14 protein-coding genes and 1 tRNA gene are annotated in these 18,105 nt (G+C 72.1%); 4 read left to right on the top strand and 11 right to left on the bottom strand.

From position 1 onward, the window contains the following. Positions 1-23 precede the first annotated feature (23 nt). The gene (locus tag LIX60_RS15420) at positions 24-1,496 is read left to right on the top strand and encodes a serine/threonine-protein kinase (RefSeq protein ID WP_227958920.1); all 1,473 of its coding nucleotides are present in this window, start codon (positions 24-26) and stop codon (positions 1,494-1,496) included. A 61-nt stretch (positions 1,497-1,557) separates the two neighbouring features. On the opposite strand, the gene LIX60_RS15415 is transcribed toward LIX60_RS15420, so the two are convergent. The 11 genes from LIX60_RS15415 to dnaA all read right to left on the bottom strand — a co-directional run bounded on the left by LIX60_RS15415 (position 1,558) and on the right by dnaA (position 16,777). Then, entirely contained in the window at positions 1,558-3,084 is a 1,527-nt protein-coding gene (locus LIX60_RS15415; protein ID WP_227958919.1) for a hypothetical protein, read from the bottom strand. Positions 3,085-3,355: 271 nt separating this feature from the next. Next, positions 3,356-3,496 (bottom strand): DLW-39 family protein, encoded by a 141-nt coding sequence (locus LIX60_RS15410; RefSeq protein ID WP_019706276.1) that lies wholly within the window; start codon positions 3,494-3,496, stop codon positions 3,356-3,358. A gap of 155 nt (positions 3,497-3,651) precedes the next feature. Then, positions 3,652-3,725, bottom strand: a tRNA-Ile gene (locus LIX60_RS15405). A gap of 83 nt (positions 3,726-3,808) precedes the next feature. Then, positions 3,809-4,522: a DUF3566 domain-containing protein gene (locus tag LIX60_RS15400; RefSeq protein WP_227958918.1), complete on the bottom strand. Its 714-nt coding sequence runs from the start codon at positions 4,520-4,522 to the stop codon at positions 3,809-3,811. Positions 4,523-4,525: 3 nt separating this feature from the next. Next, positions 4,526-7,165 (bottom strand): DNA gyrase subunit A, encoded by a 2,640-nt coding sequence (gyrA, locus tag LIX60_RS15395; protein WP_227958917.1) that lies wholly within the window; start codon positions 7,163-7,165, stop codon positions 4,526-4,528. A gap of 95 nt (positions 7,166-7,260) precedes the next feature. Beyond that, positions 7,261-9,294 carry a DNA topoisomerase (ATP-hydrolyzing) subunit B gene (gyrB, locus tag LIX60_RS15390; protein WP_374117861.1) on the bottom strand — a complete coding sequence of 678 codons (2,034 nt, stop codon included), beginning with the start codon at positions 9,292-9,294 and terminating at the stop codon, positions 7,261-7,263. Positions 9,295-9,704: 410 nt separating this feature from the next. Beyond that, positions 9,705-10,406: a DciA family protein gene (locus LIX60_RS15385; protein WP_227958916.1), complete on the bottom strand. Its 702-nt coding sequence runs from the start codon at positions 10,404-10,406 to the stop codon at positions 9,705-9,707. Further along, positions 10,403-11,593: a DNA replication/repair protein RecF gene (recF, locus tag LIX60_RS15380; RefSeq protein WP_227958915.1), complete on the bottom strand. Its 1,191-nt coding sequence runs from the start codon at positions 11,591-11,593 to the stop codon at positions 10,403-10,405. The genes LIX60_RS15385 and recF overlap by 4 nt, the downstream gene beginning before the upstream one ends. Positions 11,594-11,601: 8 nt before the next feature. Further along, complete coding sequence (gene gnd / locus LIX60_RS15375; protein WP_227958914.1) at positions 11,602-12,537, bottom strand: phosphogluconate dehydrogenase (NAD(+)-dependent, decarboxylating); 936 nt, start codon at positions 12,535-12,537, stop codon at positions 11,602-11,604. Positions 12,538-12,718: 181 nt separating this feature from the next. Next, complete coding sequence (dnaN, locus tag LIX60_RS15370) at positions 12,719-13,849, bottom strand: DNA polymerase III subunit beta (RefSeq protein WP_019707370.1); 1,131 nt, start codon at positions 13,847-13,849, stop codon at positions 12,719-12,721. Positions 13,850-14,884: 1,035 nt separating this feature from the next. After that, entirely contained in the window at positions 14,885-16,777 is a 1,893-nt protein-coding gene (gene dnaA, locus LIX60_RS15365; RefSeq protein ID WP_227958913.1) for a chromosomal replication initiator protein DnaA, read from the bottom strand. 452 nt (positions 16,778-17,229) lie between these two features. Here dnaA and rpmH point away from each other — a divergent pair, with 452 nt between their 5' ends. The 3 genes from rpmH to yidD are packed head-to-tail and all read left to right on the top strand — an operon-like array spanning position 17,230 to position 18,105. Then, on the top strand, positions 17,230-17,367 hold the full coding sequence (gene rpmH / locus LIX60_RS15360; protein ID WP_019707372.1) for a 50S ribosomal protein L34: 138 nt from the start codon (positions 17,230-17,232) through the stop codon (positions 17,365-17,367). A gap of 25 nt (positions 17,368-17,392) precedes the next feature. After that, positions 17,393-17,791, top strand: coding sequence for a ribonuclease P protein component (rnpA, locus tag LIX60_RS15355; RefSeq protein ID WP_227958912.1), 399 nt, complete (start codon positions 17,393-17,395; stop codon positions 17,789-17,791). Further along, positions 17,788-18,105, top strand: coding sequence for a membrane protein insertion efficiency factor YidD (gene yidD, locus LIX60_RS15350; RefSeq protein ID WP_227958911.1), 318 nt, complete (start codon positions 17,788-17,790; stop codon positions 18,103-18,105). The genes rnpA and yidD overlap by 4 nt, the downstream gene beginning before the upstream one ends.

The raw sequence follows: 18,105 nt of genomic DNA, 5'->3' as shown, positions 1-18,105 counted from the left end.
GGTCCGCGAGGGGAGGCGGCACGATGGGTGAGGTCTTCGCCGGGCGGTATGAACTGGTCGACCCGGTCGGCCGGGGCGGGGCGGGCGCCGTCTGGCGTGCCTGGGACCACCGGAGGCGCCGCTACGTCGCCGCCAAGGTGCTGCGGCAGAGCGACGCCCACACACTGCTGCGCTTCGTACGGGAACAGGCGCTGCGCATCGACCACCCGCATGTGCTGGCCCCGGCGAGCTGGGCCGCGGACGACGACAAGGTCCTCTTCACCATGGACCTGGTGCGCGGCGGCTCGCTGGCCCATCTCATCGGCGACTACGGACCGCTGCCGCCCCGCTATGTCTGCCTGCTGCTGGACCAGTTGCTCTCCGGGCTGGCCGCGGTGCACGCGGAGGGCGTCATCCACCGGGACATCAAGCCGGCCAACGTGCTGCTGGAGGCCACCGGGGTCCGGCAGCCGCATCTGCGGCTCTCCGACTTCGGCATCGCGCTGCGGAAGGGAGAACCCCGGCTGACGGAGACCGACTACGTGGTCGGCACCCCCGGCTACTTCGCGCCCGAGCAGATGCTGGGCGCCGAACCCGACTTCCCCGCCGACCTGTTCGCCACCGGCCTGCTGGCCCTCTATCTGCTGACGGGGCAGAAGCCCGACGCCCGGGCGCTCGTCGAGCGGTTCACGGCGCACGGCGTGCCGGACGCCCCCGAGGAGGTGCCGGACCCGCTCTGGCAGGCACTGGCCGGCCTGCTGCGGCCGGACCCCGGCGCCCGCTTCCGTACCGCCACCGGCGCGCGCAAGGCGCTGGCCGCCGCCGTCGAACTGCTGCCGGAGGGCGCGGTGGACGAGGAGGCCGTGGAGGTCTTCGACCAACTCGGGCCGCTGCCCGAGGGGTTCGGGCCCGATGGCCCGTTACGGCCGCGGCCCGCGGTACCGGCAGCCGGCGGCGAGGGGGACGGAACCGGGGGCGCCCGGAGCCCCGGACCGGGCGGACCGGCGGCCACCACGGCGCCCGGCTCCCCGCTCACGGACACCGGCAGTTTCACCCTGGCGCCTCCGGCCCGCCCCCCGGCGCACCCGGGAGCGGCCGCACCGCCGGTGCCCGAGCCGCCGGCCACACCGCCGACCCCTGTCCCGGTCCCGGCCCCGGCTCCCGCTCCGGCCCCCGCGTACGCGCCCCCGCCCGGCCCGTTCGCCGGTACCCCGCTTCCCGGTGTCCCCCGCCCCGGCACGGCGGGGCCCGTGTCCCTCGCGGCCTTCCCCGGCTCCCCCGGTTTCTCCCAGGCCACCACCGCCGACGTACCCCGCGACTACGCCGCCACGGGTCCGTACACCGCGCCCGGCATCCCCGCGGCCGCCGGGCCGCCCGGTGCCGCCGCACGCCGCCCGGCGGCTCACCGCGCTCCGGCGCGGAGGCGGCCGGGGCCGCCCGCGAAGGTGGCCGTTCCGGTGCTCGTCCTGGCGCTGCTGTGCTACGCCGTCGGCATCTGGGCCCTGACCGCCGGGTGAGCCGGCTCCACCGGGGCAGGGCGTGAGCCGGTGCCGGGGCCCGAGCCGATGCCCGCGGGAGTCAGTGCCGGGGCGGCTGCCCGTAGCCGCCGCCGTGCCGCTCCGGCGGCGTGCTCTCCGGACCGGGGCCTCCCGGCAGCGGATGCTCCGGCCGCCGGCCCGGTGCCGGCAGGTGCGGCATTCCGCCGGAGGCGGCGGTGACAGCGGGTCCGGCGGTTGTGGTGGCTGTGTCGGCGGACCCGGCCGTACGGCGCCGGGCGGCCAGGGTCCAGACCACGAGCCCCAGCAGCAGCACGGTGCCCGCGCCGATGCCCGCGAACCCGACGGTCCGCAGCGCCCCGTCCCCGTCCGTCTTCCCGTCCGTCTCCCCGACCGCGTGCTCCGGTGCCGTCGCCCGCCCCTCCGCCGCCCGCTCCCGGTCCTCGTCGGAGACGGCGAATCCGGCCGCGGCCGCGTCGCCGTCGTAGGCCGGCCCGGGCTGCGGTTCGCCCTCCACGGCCAGCCGGAGGGTGAGGTCCACACCGCCCTCCATGTGCCCGGCCGCCTCCGGCGTCAGGGCCACCGACAGGTGGTACCAGCCGGCGAAGCGCATCTCCCCGGCCTTGGCGGTGCCGCCGAACCGGTGGCCGAACGCGGCGGGCGCGGTGGAGAACCCCAGCCTCTTCGGCTGCCCGTCGAAGACCGCGCCCTGCTCGTGGACGGGGGTGCGGGCCGTGTTGTGGAGCCGCAGCAGCACTCCGCTGCCGAGGTGGGGGGCACCGCCGGTGAGCTCGGCGCCGCCCACGTCCGCGGTGACGCGGAGCCGCTGGCCCCAGTCGACCGGGATTCTGTAGAAGAGCGTCTCACCGGGCTCCAGCCGGTCCCTCCAGACCCCCGTACCGGTGGCCGCCGCGTCGTTGAATCCGGTGCCGCCCCGCACCTTCCGCGGGAGGCCGCCCGCGTCACCGGAAGCGGCGGGCGGCTCGGTGCTCCACCCGGCCCCGCCGGGCGCCTCGGTGGCCCCGCCGGTGACACCGGGCTCCGCCAGGAAGGAGATCTCCAGCGGCCAGTCCCCCGGACCGGAGGCGGCGTCACCGATGCGCTCCACCGTGAACAGATACTCACCGGCCTCCTGGCAGCTCGCGTTGGGCCGGACGAGACGGGAGGCGGTGGCGGCGACCGGCAGGCCGAAGCCGCCGGGGCCGGCCGTGCCGCGCAGACCGTTGCACCGGGCGCCGTCCGCGCTCCGCAGCGTCACCTCGATGCCGTCGCCGTAGGCCGTTCCGCCGGCGGGCGGGAGCGCGGCGACCGCGGAGAGATGGGCGTTGGACTCCTCGTCCAGCCGGACCCGGTAGAAGAGGGTCTCGCCGGCACCGATCGCGTCGGTGTAGTGATGGCGGGCTTTCAGCTCCGGGGCGCCGGTGCTGCTCGCGGTGCCCTCGGTCCGCTCGGCGCCCTCGGCGGTCCGGTACGCCGACGGGGGGTCCGCCGTGCCGTCGGCGGCCACCGCGGCGGGCTGCCCCGGGGCCGGTAACGCCCCGCACAGCACCGCCGCGCACAGCGCCGCCACCGCGGCGAGCCGGGTCCCTCCCCCTGCGCCCTGCCTCATCGCACGACCGCCCTCCGTCGTCCCCCGGCCGTCCCCGCCGGGCCCCGGCCGTACGGGCACGCAGCGTACGGCGGTGCGGGGCGCCGCCGCGCGGCACGGCCCCCGGTCCGCCCGCCGCGCCCCGTGCCCCCTCCCGGACCGGCCAGGACTCTTTGCTTTTGCACCATATTTATTCGCTGGAGCAACAGCAAGAGGCCGCCATGAGCGGCCGGACAGCACGAAGCCCCGGCCGCTCACGGCGGCCGGGGCTCGTACAGGCTTGGCGTCGGTCTCACACACCGGAACCCGAACCTGCGGGCACGGAGTCGGTCGCCTCCGTCCACAGATCCTGCTCGGCGCGGTCCGCCTGGATCTGGCGGTACACGAGGAGCCCGCCGATGGCGGCCAGTGCGACCAGGAGCAGCTTCTTCACCGCGCTACCTCGTCCTTCTTGACGTAGGGGACCTCTGCCGCCCGACTATACACACCGGCCGATACCCGTCGGTGACCTCCGGCGGCAGCGCCAACCGGCCGCCGGGACAGACGAGATCGGCCCGGACGGGATCCGTCCGGGCCGATGCACAGGAGTGGGGCTAACAGGACTTGAACCTGTGGCCTCTTCCTTATCAGGGAAGCGCTCTAACCGTCTGAGCTATAGCCCCGCGCGCTGCCCCTGAAGATTAGCGCACACCGGGCCCGGTCCCAAAATCGGTTCCGCAGGTGGTGAGGCGCCCCCGTCCGGCCGCTACTCGTCCTCGGCGAGCGTCAGCTCGACACCGCCGACGAAGCCGGCGGAGAGGTTGTAGACGAAGGCGCCCAGCGTGGCCAGAGCCGTCGCCAGCACCACATCGATCACCGCGATGACCGAGGTGAACATCAGCACCCGCGGCAGCGACAGGAACGACTCCAGGTCGAAACCGCCACCGCCGCCCTCGCCGGACTGCGTCGCCTGCCCGATCGTCGTGCCGACCGTGCTGAACACCCCCATGGCGTCCAGCACCATCCACAGCACCGCCACGGCGATGATGGTGCAGATGCCCAGCGCGATGGACAGCAGGAAGCCGACCTTCATCACCGACCACGGGTCCGCCTTGGCGACCCGCAGCCGCGCCTTGCGCGTCCGCGGGACCGTACGGGCCCCCGCGCCGGTGCGCGGTCTGCGCACCGGCTGCCCCGGCGCCTGGGCCGGGACCGCGACGGGCGGCTGCCCCGCCTCGGCGGGCGACGCGTAGGCCTGCGGCGGGTGGTACGGCTCCGCCGGCTGCTGCGGATAAGGCTGGCGCGTGTCCGTCACAGCGGCGGTCCCCCCATGGTGTGTGCCTGCCGGATACGGGGCGGCGTGCGGAGGGCCGCCGGCCGCGGCGGGGCCGCGGACACCGCCCGTCCCGGTGGCCCCGGGGGGGACGGGTCGCCCCTCGGCCTCCGCACCACCCGCGCCGGTGCCCGTGGCTCCACTCACGGCTTACTCCTCTTGGCTTCCGGCCGAGGACTCCTCGTCCCCGGCCGCCTCGGGCTCGGCCGCGACGGCTGCGTCGGCGATTTCCTCGACCTCTTCAGCCGCACGTCCGGCCTCGGCGTTCCGGGCGATACCGACCACGGCATCGCGCTTGCCCAGGTTGATCAGTTGGACGCCCATGGTGTCACGGCCCGTCTCCCTGACCTCGTTGACCCGTGTCCGGATCACACCGCCGCTCAGCGTGATGGCGAGGATCTCGTCGCTCTCCTCGACCACCAGAGCGCCCACCAGCGAACCGCGGTCCTCCACGATCTTGGCGGCCTTGATACCGAGGCCGCCGCGGCCCTGGACGCGGTACTCGTCGACGTTCGTCCGCTTCGCGTAACCGCCGTCGGTGGCGGTGAAGACGAAAGTACCCGGCCGGACGACATTCATCGAGAGGAGTTCGTCGCCCTCGCGGAAGCTCATGCCCTTCACGCCCGATGTGGCCCGCCCCATCGGGCGCAGCGTCTCGTCCGAGGCGGTGAACCGGATCGACTGGGCCTTCCTGCTGATCAGCAGCAGGTCGTCGTCGGCCGACACCAGCTCCGCGCCGATCAGTTCGTCCTCGCGGCCGTCCTCCGTCTCCCGGAGGTTGATCGCGATGACGCCGCCCGAGCGCGGCGAGTCGTAGTCCTTGAGCGGGGTCTTCTTCACCAGGCCGGACTTGGTGGCGAGCACCAGGTACGGCATCGCGTCGTAGTCGCGGATGGCCAGGATCCGGGCGATCTTCTCGTCCGGCTGGAAGGCCAGCAGATTGGCGACGTGCTGCCCGCGCGCGTCCCGGCCCGCGTCCGGCAGTTCGTAGGCCTTGATCCGGTAGACCCGGCCCTTGTCCGTGAAGAACAGCAGCCAGTGGTGGGTGGTCGAGACGAAGAAGTGGTCGACGATGTCGTCCTGCTTCAGCTTGGTGCCCCGGACGCCCTTGCCGCCGCGCTTCTGGGAGCGGTAGTCCACCGTCTTGGTGCGCTTGACGTAACCGCCGCCCGTGATGGTGACGACGATGTCCTCCTCGGCGATCAGGTCCTCGATGGACATGTCGCCCTCGAAGGGCACCAGCTTGCTGCGCCGGTCGTCGCCGAACCGCTCGACCAGCGCGGTCAGTTCCTCGCTGACGATGTGCCGCTGCCGCGAGGGGGAGGACAGGATCTCGTTGTAGTCGGTGATCTTGGCCTGGAGGTCGTCGTGCTCCGAGGTGATCTTCTGCCGCTCCAGGGCGGCCAGCCGGCGGAGCTGCATCTCCAGGATCGCGTTCGCCTGGATCTCGTCGATCTCCAGCAGGCCCATCAGGCCGCCGCGGGCCGTGTCGACGGTGTCGCTGCGCCGGATCAGCGCGATGACCTCGTCGATCGCGTCCAGCGCCTTGAGCAGGCCGCGCAGGATGTGCGCCCGCTCCTCGGCCTTCCGCAGCCGGAACCGCGTCCGCCGGACGATGACCTCGATCTGGTGGTCCACCCAGTGCTTGATGAAGGCGTCCAGGGAGAGCGTGCGCGGCACGCCGTCCACCAGGGCCAGCATGTTGGCACCGAAATTGGTCTGCAGATCGGTGTGCTTGTAGAGGTTGTTCAGCACGACCTTGGCGACCGCGTCCCGCTTGAGCACAATGACCAGACGCTGGCCGGTGCGCGAGGAGGTCTCGTCGCGGACGTCGGCGATCCCGCCGACCTTGCCGTCCTTCACGAGGTCGGCGATCTTCTGCGCGAGGTTGTCCGGGTTGACCTGGTAGGGCAGTTCGGTGACCACCAGGCACTGGCGGCCCTGGATCTCCTCGACCTCCACCACGGCCCGCATGGTGATCGAGCCTCTGCCCGTCCGGTACGCCTCTTCGATGCCCTTCCGGCCCACGACGAGCGCGCCGGTCGGGAAGTCCGGGCCCTTGATGCGCTCGATCAGCGCGTCCAGCAGCTCCTCGCGGGAGGCCTCCGGGTTCTCCAGCGCCCACTGCGCGCCCGCCGCCACCTCGCGGAGGTTGTGCGGCGGGATGTTGGTGGCCATGCCGACCGCGATCCCGGCCGAGCCGTTGATCAGCAGGTTCGGGAAGCGGGACGGCAGGACCGTCGGCTCCTGGTTGCGGCCGTCGTAGTTGTCCTGGAAGTCGACGGTCTCCTCGTCGATGTCCCGGAGCATCTCCATCGACAGCGGCGTCATCTTGCACTCGGTGTACCGCATGGCCGCGGCCGGGTCGTTGCCCGGGGAGCCGAAGTTGCCGTTGCTGTCGACGAGCGGCAGCCGCATCGACCAGTGCTGCGCCAGGCGGACCAGCGCGTCGTAGATCGAGGAGTCGCCGTGCGGGTGGTACGTGCCCATCACGTCGCCGACGACGCGGGCGCACTTGTAGAAGCCCTTCTCCGGGCGGTAGCCGCCGTCGTACATGGCGTACAGCACCCGGCGGTGCACCGGCTTGAGCCCGTCGCGGATGTCGGGCAGCGCACGCGACACGATGACGGACATCGCGTAGTCGAGATAGCTGCGCTGCATCTCCGTTTCGAGGCCCACCGGCTCGACCCGCATGCCCACACCCTCGATGGCGACGGGCTCGCCCTCGGGGCTGACGGGAACGGGGACGGCGGGGCCGCCTTCGGAGGGAGGCGGGGTCACGTCGGCCATGGCAGTTCAGAAGTCCTTTCGAGGTACGGCGCGGGGCACCGGCCCGGATCGGGGCCGGCGCCGCGCCGGAGTCCAGAAGCGGATGCCGGGATGCGTCAGATGTCCAGGAATCTGACGTCCTTGGCATTGCGCTGGATGAAGGAGCGCCGCGCCTCGACGTCCTCGCCCATGAGCACCGAGAACAGGTCGTCCGCCTGGGCCGCGTCGTCCAGGGTGACCTGGCCCAGCACCCGGTGGTCGGTGTCCATGGTCGTGATGCGGAGCTCCTCGGCGTTCATCTCGCCCAGACCCTTGAAGCGCTGGACCGAGTCGTCCCTGATCCGCTTGCCGTTCTCCCGGCCGAGGGTGATCAGCGCGTCCCGCTCGCGGTCCGAGTAGGCGTACTCGAAGTCGTCGCGGCCCCATTTGATCTTGTAGAGCGGCGGGCGGGAGAGGTAGACGTGACCGGCCTCGACCAGCGGGCGCATGAAGCGGAAGAGGAACGTCAGCAGCAGGGTGTTGATGTGCTGGCCGTCGACATCGGCGTCCGCCATCAGAATGATCTTGTGATAGCGGAGCTTGGAGATGTCGAAGTCCTCGTGCACCCCGGTGCCGAAGGCCGAGATCAGCGCCTGCACCTCCTGGTTCTGGAGGATCTTGTCGATCCGCGCCTTCTCGACGTTGAGGATCTTGCCGCGGATCGGGAGGATCGCCTGGTACTCCGGGTTCCGGCCGGACTTGGCGGAGCCGCCGGCGGAGTCGCCCTCGACGATGAAGATCTCGCACTTGGTGGGGTCGTTGGACTGGCAGTCGCTCAGCTTGCCCGGCAGCGACGCGCTCTCCAGCAGGCCCTTGCGGCGGGTCAGATCGCGCGCCTTGCGGGCCGCGACCCGGGCCGTGGCGGCCTGGATGCCCTTGCGGATGATGTCCGCGGCCTCGTTGGGGTTGCGGTCCAGCCAGTCCATGAAGTGCTCGTGGACGATCTTCTGGACGAAGGTCTTCGCCTCGGTGTTGCCCAGCTTCGTCTTCGTCTGGCCCTCGAACTGCGGCTCGCCCAGCTTGACCGAGATGATCGCCGTCAGGCCCTCGCGGATGTCCTCACCGGTGAGGTTGTCGTCCTTCTCCCGCAGCAGCTTCTTCTCGCGCGCGTAGCGGTTGATCAGCCCCGTCAGCGCGGCCCGGAAACCCTCCTCGTGCGTACCGCCCTCATGGGTGTGGATGGTGTTCGCGAAGCTGTAGACGCCCTCGGTGTACTGGGCGTTCCACTGCATCGCGATCTCCACCGAGAGCAGCCGCTCCTTGTCCTCCGCCTCGATGTCGATGACGGAGGGGTGGACCAGCTCGCCCTTGCGGGAGTTGAGGTACTTCACGAAGTCGACGATGCCGCCCTCGTAGTGGTACCGGACGGAGAGCGGCTTGCCCTCCTCGTCCACATGGTCCGCGCGCTCGTCGGTCAGCGAGATGGCCAGACCCTTGTTGAGGAAGGCCATCTCCTGGAAGCGCCGCGCCAGCGTCTCGAAGGAGTAGTCGGTGGTCTCGAAGATGTCCGGGTCGGCCCAGAAAGTGACCGTGGTGCCGGTGTTCTCCACCGGCTCGTTCTTCGCCAGCGGCGCCGTCGGCACCCCGAGCTTGTAGTCCTGCGTCCAGCGGTGGCCCTCGGTGCGCACCTCGACGGCGACGCGCGTCGACAGCGCGTTGACGACCGAGACGCCGACGCCGTGCAGACCGCCGGAGACGGCGTAGCCGCCGCCGCCGAACTTGCCGCCCGCGTGCAGCACGGTCATCACAACCTCGACGGCGGGCTTCCCCTCCGACGGGACGATGCCCACGGGGATGCCGCGGCCGTTGTCGGTCACCCGCACCCCGCCGTCGGCGAGGATCGTGACCTCGATGGTGTCCGCGTGCCCGGCCAGAGCCTCGTCGACCGAGTTGTCGACGACCTCCTGCACAAGGTGGTGCAGGCCCCGCTCACCGGTCGAACCGATGTACATGCCGGGCCGCTTGCGCACCGCGTCCAGGCCCTCCAGGACCGTGATCGCGCTGGCGTCGTACGCGACCTCCTGTGCGGCCTCGTACACGGACGGCGGGCCGTCACCGGAAGCGGTGGGGGGAGCGGTGTTGGTCTCGTTGGGGTTGCCGGAATCGGCCACGAAGCGCCCTTTCTGGCACAGCACACGCCATCTCCCGGCGTGCAGGAGCGGCTGCGTCGTTCGACATGTTCCGCAAGTCGGCGGTATGGCCACCAGTCTACCGGTAGCGCTGACATGAATGGGGGTTTGCCGGTGCCTGGATCGTTGTGTGCCGCCCTGAACCGGCGTCCGCCGACTCCCCATATGCGGGCCCGGGCTCCGAGCGGCCCACAGGGGCACTCAGCGCTTCGGGCTGTCAACCCCCGACCACGCAGCGGGACGCCCCCGGAGGCACATCCGTCACAGCGTCCTGGCGGCGCCGCGGCGGCGGCCCGGCGGCGGTTCCCCAGCGGTTCCGGGGCCGTCCGCGGGGCGGTCGGGGAGGGCTCCGCGGAGGGTTCCGCGGGCGCCGTCCCGGACTCGGAGAAGCGTCAGCCGTAGGTGTCGCCCGGCCCTCTGCTGCCCGGCGCGCGCAGCGGACCGTAGCCCTGCCGGGGCCCGCCCCCCGGACCCAGGACCTTGATCAGCCGGACCGTGCCCCGGCCCAGGTCGCCATTGAGCCGGGCCACCAACTGAGGTGCCAGAAGGCGTAGTTGGGTGGCCCACGCGGTGGAGTCGCAGCGCACCGTCAGCACCCGCGCCTCCTCGTCGTACCGCTCGGGCGCGCAGTGCTGCGCCACATCCGGGCCGACCATCTGCGGCCAGCGGCCCATCACCCCGCCCACCGCCGCCGGGGCCTCCCAGCCGCGGTCGGTGATCAGGCGGTCGATCGCCGCGCCCAGCGGCAGCGGGTCCCGGCCGTCGGCCCGCGCCCCCGAGCGCAGACCACCGCGGCGGGCCTGCTTCTTCTGCTGGGCGGCCGCGCCCCGGGCCCGGGCCTGCTCCTTCGCCGCCCGCAGGGCGACGCGGGCGAGATCGACCCCGGAGGACTCCGGCCCCGCGGGGCGCTCCGGCGCCGTCCCCGCCGGTACCTCGCCCGCGGATCCGGGACCGCCGCTTCCGGGCCCGCCCGAGCCGCCTGGGCCCGAGCCGCCGGTTCCCGGTCCGGCCGCGGCCGGACCCGGCGCTCCGGGGCCGTCCCGGCGGACCGGCCCGCCCGGCCCGCCCGGCCCGCGCACTCCGCCGTCCGTCATGGCGCCACCCGCTCGACCGTGCCGCCGGCCACCTCGTACCGCGCTCCCGCCAGCACGCCGGGCACGTCCTCCGGCACCGCCGCCGTCACGAGCACCTGCTCCGCCGGGGCCACCAGCTCCGCGAGCCGGTCGCGGCGGCGGGTGTCCAGCTCCGCGAAGACATCGTCCAGGACGAGCACCGGCTCGCCGGCCCGCCGCCCGCCGCCGCCCTCCGGAGCCGCCGGAACGGCGGGACCGGCCGGGCTCTCGGCGCGCAGCAGATCGTAGGAGGCGAGGCGCAGCGCGAGCGCGTACGACCAGGACTCCCCGTGGCTCGCGTAGCCCTTCGCCGGGAACCGGCCGAGCTTGAGCACCAGGTCGTCCCGGTGCGGCCCGACCAGCGTCACCCCGCGCTCGATCTCCTGTTTGCGGGCCTCCGAGAGCGCCGCCAGCAGCACCTCGTACAGCTCCTCGCGGTTGCCCGCCTCACCCAGCCGCTCACCCGCCGAGCCGCGGTACTCCAGCACGACCGGGCCGCCCCCGGGCGCCAGTTGCTCGTAGGCCTTGTCGGCGAGCGGCTGCAGCGCGGCGATCAGATCCAGCCGCTGGGCCAGCAACTCCGCGCCGGCCCGGGCCAGATGCTGGTCCCAGACGTCGAGCGTGGAGAGGTCCGCCCCGCGGCCGCCGTGACGGCGGGCCATCGCGGCGCTCTTCAGCAGCGTGTTCCGCTGCTTGAGCACCCGGTCGTAGTCCGACCGCACCCCCGCCATGCGCGGGGAGCGGGCGGTGATCAGCTCGTCCAGGAAGCGCCGGCGCTCTCCCGGGTCGCCCTTGACCAGGGCGAGGTCCTCCGGCGCGAACATCACGGTGCGGGTGATGCCGAGGACGTCCCGCGGCCGCACCTGCGAGGAGCGGTTGATCCGGGCCCGGTTGGCCCGCCCCGGGTTGAGCTCCAGCTCGACGAGCTGCTGCCGGTCGCCGCCGACCACCGCGGCCCGGATCACCGCCCGTTCGGCGCCCATCCGCACCAGCGGGGCGTCGGAGGAGACGCGGTGGCTGCCGAGCGTGGCGAGATAGCCGACGGCCTCCACCAGATTGGTCTTGCCCTGGCCGTTGGGACCGACGAAGGCGGTGACGCCCGGTTCGAGGGGGACCTCGACCCGGACGTACGACCGGAAGTCGGCGAGCGACAGATGGGCTACGTGCATCGGGACCGTCAGCCGCCCACCGGCGGTTCGACGTCCGCGCCCGGGGCGTCGGCGCCCTTCTCGTCCCCCGTTGCGGCCGTGACCGCGTGGCCGCCGAACTGGTTGCGCAGGGCGGCGATCATCTTCATGGCCGGGGAGTCGTCCTGGCGGGAGGAGAACCGGGCGAACAGCGAGGCGGTGATCGCGGGCAGCGGCACCGCGTGGTCGAGGGCGGCCTCCACGGTCCAGCGGCCCTCGCCGGAGTCCTGGGCGTAGCCGCGCAGGGCGGTGAGGTGTTCGTCGTCGTCCAGGGCGCGAACGGCCAGGTCCAGCAGCCAGGAGCGGATGACCGTGCCCTCCTGCCAGCTGCGGAAGACCTCGCGCACATCCGTGACGGAGCCGGCGGCCTCCAGCAGCTCCCAGCCCTCGGCGAAGGCCTGCATCATGGCGTACTCGATGCCGTTGTGGACCATCTTGGCGAAGTGGCCGGCGCCGACCGTGCCCGCGTGGACGGCGCCGAACTCGCCCTCGGGCTTGAGGGCGTCGAAGACCGGCTGGACCTTGGCCACGTCCGCGGCGTCACCGCCGTACATGATCGCGTAGCCGTTCTCCAGGCCCCAGACACCGCCGGAGACGCCGCAGTCGACGAAGCCGACACCCTTCTCTGCGAGCTCCCGGGCGTGCTTCTCGTCGTCCGTCCAGCGGGAGTTGCCGCCGTCCACCACCACGTCCCCGGGGGAGAGCAGTTCGCCGAGGGCGTCGATGGTCGACTGGGTCGCCGCACCGGCCGGGACCATGATCCAGACGACGCGCGGGCCCGTGAGCCGGCCCACCAGCTCCTCCAGGCTGTGGACATCGGCAAGATCCGGATTGTGGTCGAATCCGATGACGGTGTGACCTGCGCGGCGGATGCGCTCGCGCATGTTGCCGCCCATCTTGCCGAGACCGACGAGACCGAGCTCCATCAGTGACCCTCTTCGACTTAGTCGTTGCGATTGGTACCCGGCCGAGCCTACGCCCGGGCACCCGCCGCTCACCTGTGGGCTTCCGGTGCTCAGACGCACGTCGGAGGGGGCGGCGGGGACAAAACGCCGGGCCCGGCACGGTGGCCTGCGCGGGCGCCGGCTCCCGCCGGGTACCCGCCGCTCAGCCGCTCAGTCGCACCGGCATGATCAGGTACTTGTAGGCGTCGTCCGCCTCCGCGTCCACGGCGGGCCTGCCGCTCAGCAGGGCGGGCTTCGTGGAGGTGGTGAAGGACAGCTGGGCCACCGGGGAGTCGATGGCGCTCAGGCCCTCCAGCAGGAAGCCGGGGTTGAAGGCGATCGAGATGTCGTCCCCGTCGAGCTGGGCGTCCACCCTTTCCACAGCCTGTGCGTCGTCGCTGGAACCGGCCTCCAGGATCAGCACGCCCTGCTCGAAGCTGAGCCGCACCGGGGTGTTCCGCTCGGCGACCAGCGCCACGCGCTTGACCGCGTCGACGAACGGAGCGGTCTCGATCACCGCGACGGAGTTGAACTCGGTCGGGAAGAGGGTGCGGTACTTCGGCAGATCGCCTTCGAGGAGGCGGGTGGTGGTGCGGCGGCCGGCGCCCTCGAAGCCGATCAGGCCCTCGCCCTTGCCGGAGCCCGCCAGCGCGATGCTGACGGTGTCGCCGCTGGTGAGCGATTTGGCCGTGTCGAGCAGCGTCTTGGCGGGCACCAGGGCGACGGCGGAGAGGTCGGGGACCTCGGGCTTCCACAGGAACTCGCGGACCGCGAAGCGGTAGCGGTCGGTGGCGGCCAGCGTGACCGTGTCGCCCTCGATCTCGATCCGGACGCCCGTGAGCACCGGGAGGGTGTCGTCCCGGCCGGCGGCGATGGCGACCTGCGCGGCGGCCGCGGCGAAGACCTCGCCGGGGACGGTACCGGTGGCGTCCGGCATGTCCGGCAGCGCCGGGTACTCCTCCACGGGGAGGGTGTGGAGCGTGAAGCGGGAGGAGCCGCAGACCACGGTCACCCGCACACCGTCCGTGGAGATCTCCACGGGGCGGTTCGGCAGGGCGCGGCAGATGTCGGCGAGCAGCCGGCCGGAGACGAGGACGGTGCCGCCCTCCTCAACGTCGGCCTCGACGGAGACGCGGGCCGAGACCTCGTAGTCGAAGCCCGACAGGCTCAGGGAACCGTCCTCGGCCTTCAGCAGCAGGCCCGCGAGGACGGGCACCGGCGGACGGGCCGGGAGGCTGCGGGCCGCCCAGGCCACCGCCTCCGCGAGTACATCGCGCTCCACCCGGATCTTCACCGTAAGCCGCCTCCTGCTGTTGCTGGCTCGCCCTGCTGGCCTTCGTCGTCGGCTGTGTGCCGCCGGTCCAGTCTGACGCACACCACGGACACTCGGTGCGCTCCGGGGTCAAGTCGGGCCGGGAGGCGTGGCGCGGCCCGAGGGCGAGTTGTGCACAGGCCCCACTTCGAAACGGATTTCCCCCTGTAACTACGTGGTCGTAGTAGTAGGGCCTGTGGAAACCGTGGATAACCCGCTTTTCGCAGCTCAGCAGCTGTTTTTTGTCCACGGGCCCTGTGGGCGGGACCGGTGGACAACTCACCGGTCCTGTGGACGGGGAAGAGTTCTGCACACGCCGTACACAGGGAAGGGCGGGTTCTCCCCAGCGGCGTCCCCAGTTTTACCCAGGTTCTGCACAGCCCAATCCGGCGCGTTGATGTGATGCAGTTCACTCTTGGCGGTGACGAGGGGTGTTGTGTTGCCGAACAGTGGACAACGGTGTGGAAAGGCTGTGCACAACAGGCCCTTCCCTGTGGGCGGACGGTGGACAACCGGACCGACGCCCGAAGGCCGGGCCGTTCCTCCACAGTCTGTGGAGACCGGATAGCCACAAGTCCACAGGCGCTTGACCTCCCGGTGCCGCCCTCGCCGGAGGCCGGCTGTGGACAAGATCTGGACAACTTCCCTCTCCCCAGGGTGTGGACGGCTCATTTGCCCATCCGCTGTGGAGAACTGCCCTGCGGCGGTGCGTATTCGAACAGCGCCGGGACGCGCGGAGCACGGTCGCCGCGAGGTGCGCGCGGTGTACGCATGTCTTCGGGGAGCCGGGACCGGCCCCGGATGCGCGGGGAGAGGCAACGGAGACGCCCAAGGAGAGGCGCACGGAGACGCCGCGGCAGGCCATGGAAAGGCGCGCCCCGAGCCGCGGGCGCGCACCGTCCGGCCCGGCTCAGCGGCTCGGGGCCGGCCCAGGCCGGGAAACGCCAAGGGCGCTCCCCGGAGCCGTACTCCCGGGAGCGCCCTCTCGTACCGCCGCCGCGGCGGCCGCGCGGTCCGTCAGCTGTTCTTGATGCGGTTGGTGAGCTCCGTGACCTGGTTGTAGATCGAGCGCCGCTCGGCCATCAGCGCGCGGATCTTGCGGTCGGCGTGCATCACGGTCGTGTGGTCGCGTCCGCCGAACTGGGCACCGATCTTCGGCAGGGAGAGATCCGTCAGCTCCCGGCAGAGATACATGGCGATCTGGCGGGCGGTCACGAGCACCCGGCTCCGGGACGAACCGCAGAGATCCTCCACGGTGAGCCCGAAGTAGGCGGCCGTCTCCGCCATGATGGCCGAGGCCGTGATCTCCGGTGCCGCGTCCTCACCGCCCGGGATCAGGTCCTTGAGCACGATCTCCGTCAGGCCGAGATCCACGGGCTGGCGGTTGAGACTGGCGAAGGCGGTCACCCGGATCAGCGCGCCCTCCAGCTCCCGGATGTTGCGGGAGATGCGGGAGGCGATGAACTCCAGGACCTCCGGCGGGGCGTTGAGCTGCTCCTGGACGGCCTTCTTCCGGAGGATCGCGATCCGCGTCTCCAGCTCGGGCGGCTGCACATCCGTGATCAGGCCCCACTCGAAGCGGTTGCGGAGCCGGTCCTCCAGGGTGACGAGCTGCTTGGGCGGCCGGTCCGAGGAGAGGACGATCTGCTTGTTGGCGTTGTGCAGGGTGTTGAAGGTGTGGAAGAACTCCTCCTGCGTCGACTCCTTGCTCGCCAGGAACTGGATGTCGTCGACCAGCAGGATGTCCATGTCGCGGTAGCGCTTGCGGAACGCGTCCGCCTTGCCGTCGCGGATGGAGTTGATGAACTCGTTGGTGAACTCCTCGGAGCTCACGTAGCGCACCCGCGTGCCCGGGTAGAGGCTCCGCGCGTAGTGCCCGATGGCGTGCAGCAGGTGGGTCTTGCCGAGCCCCGACTCCCCGTAGATGAACAGTGGGTTGTACGCCTTGGCCGGCGCCTCGGCGACCGCCACCGCGGCGGCGTGCGCGAAGCGGTTGGAGGCACCGATGACGAAGGTGTCGAAGAGGTACTTCGGGTTCAGCCGCGCGGTGGGCTCACCCGGGCCGGTCGCGGGCGCGGGCTGCGCGGCCAGCGGCCCGGGCGCACCGCTCGGCGCGGGAAGCCCGGCCGGTCCGCCGGGGCCCCCGTGGCCGCGGCCGGCCGGCGGCTCGGGGAGCTCGCGGTGCTGGGATCCGTACGGCGGGCGGTCGGAGGCGCCGGACCGGTAGTCGCCCTGCTGTGGCACGGAGCGCTGGGGGTCCTCGTAGCGCTGCGGCTCGTCGTAGCGCGGGGCGTCCTCGTAGCGGTGCGGGCGGCCCTGCTGCTGGTCCCCGTGCGGGGAGGCGTAGGGATCGCGCTCCGGGAAGCCCCCGGACCGGGGCGGGCGCCAGCCGTAGTCCTCGCGCGGCCGGGGCCAGGCGCCGGGCTCGGGGCGGCCCCGCTGGTAGTCCGGGTAGGCGGGGCGGGCCGTGGGCAGGCCGTCGGCGGGGCGGCCGTAGCCGTCGTATCCGCCGTCGTAGTCGTAGACGTCCCGCTGCGGCTCCGGGTGCTGCGGCTCCTCGTAGTGCTGGGGGTCCTCGTAGCGCTGGGCCTGCTGCGGTACCGGGTTCGGCGCCGGGGCCGGGGGAGCGGAGCCGGACTCGGCGGCGCTGACGGTCACCGCCAGGCGCACCGTCTGGTTGCACTCGCGGCTGAGGGCGTCACTGATCAGCGGTGACAGCCGGCCTTCGAGGACGCCCTTGGCGTATTCATTGGGGACCGCGAGCACCGCGGTCCCGGCGATCAGAACGAGCGGCTGGCAGTCCTTCAGCCAGCGGCGGTCCTTGGCCTCGATGCCCTGGGCGTCGTCGCCGAGAAGCTGATCGAGGACGCGGGGCCACACCGCGGCAAGATCAGCAGGTACGTCAGCCACAAGGCACGCTCTCTCACTCACTGGGTGGGTGGCGCCGACGGATCCCACGGATGTGTGGTTCTCGGGGCGGGAGGGAAGAATCGGGAGTTCCGCCACGGTAGTCAGGCCGACGCGCGGGGTTCAAGTCGTTGTCCACAGGGTGTGTACAAATGTGCCATGCTCGGCCCGCCCGCTGTTCCACGGCCTCGCCCGCAGCCCCGCCGGCGGAGACGGGGCCGCGGCATGACGGCGGGGCTCCGGTGCCCGGCGTGGACCCGGTTTGACCGGGTGACGTGGCCGCGCGTACCGTGAGCAGGTCGAGTTGTCGATGGCTGCTGCCGCCTGCCTCCGATGGGCGAAGATCGCTTGAGTGTCGATCATGCGGTGCACTCGGGCGTGTGCGAGCTACTCGTGGGCGCACGGTGACAGCCAGATGACGTCACGCAATACCCGAGTCCTAGTGGAGCCCCCGAGTGAGCAAGCGCACCTTCCAGCCGAACAACCGCCGCCGCGCGAAGACCCACGGCTTCCGGCTGCGTATGCGGACCCGTGCCGGCCGCGCGATCCTCGCGACCCGCCGCGCCAAGGGCCGCACGCGTCTGTCGGCCTGAGCGACCAGAGCTCAGGGTCCATGTCGTGCTGCCTACCGAGAATCGGCTGAGGCGGCGCGAGGACTTCGCCACCGCGGTACGCCGAGGGCGCCGGGCCGGTCGCCCGCTCCTCGTCGTGCACCTGCGCAACGGTTCAACCGACCCGCACGCGCCTGGGGAGAAGGTTCCCCCGGCGCGTGCGGGTTTCGTCGTCAGCAAGGCCGTCGGCGGGGCCGTGACCAGGAATCTGGTGAAGCGGCGGCTGCGGCACCTGATGCGGGAGCGGTTGCCCGCACTGCCCGCCGGTAGCCTGGTGGTCGTAAGGGCACTGCCCGGGGCGGGAACGGCCGGTCACCACGAGCTCACCCGCGATCTCGACGCCGCGCTGAGGCGGCTGCTGGGTGGGGCCGTCCATGGCAAGGCCGAGGAGAAGGCGGAGCGATGAAGTATCCGCTGCTCTGGTTGATCAAGCTCTATCAGTGGACCATCAGCCCGTTGCTGGGTCCGGTCTGCAAGTACTACCCGTCGTGTTCACACTATGGCTATGGGGCCATCCGGGTGCACGGCGCGGTGAAAGGGACGGCACTGACCGCCTGGCGCATCCTGCGCTGCAATCCGTGGTCGCCCGGTGGCGTCGACCACGTCCCTCCCCGGAAGCATCCGGTCTGGCACCAACGGCTGCGGAACCGGTGGAGTGCTCACTCCACCGGGGCGCCCGAGGGACAGCCCGAGACTCAGCCCAACGCCCAAGGAGCCTGA

Source organism: Streptomyces sp. S07_1.15, assembly GCF_020739505.1.
Taxonomy (GTDB): domain Bacteria; phylum Actinomycetota; class Actinomycetes; order Streptomycetales; family Streptomycetaceae; genus Streptomyces; species Streptomyces xinghaiensis.
Note: the sequence above shows the minus strand (reverse complement) of the source record. Positions and strands in the feature narration are given on the sequence as shown.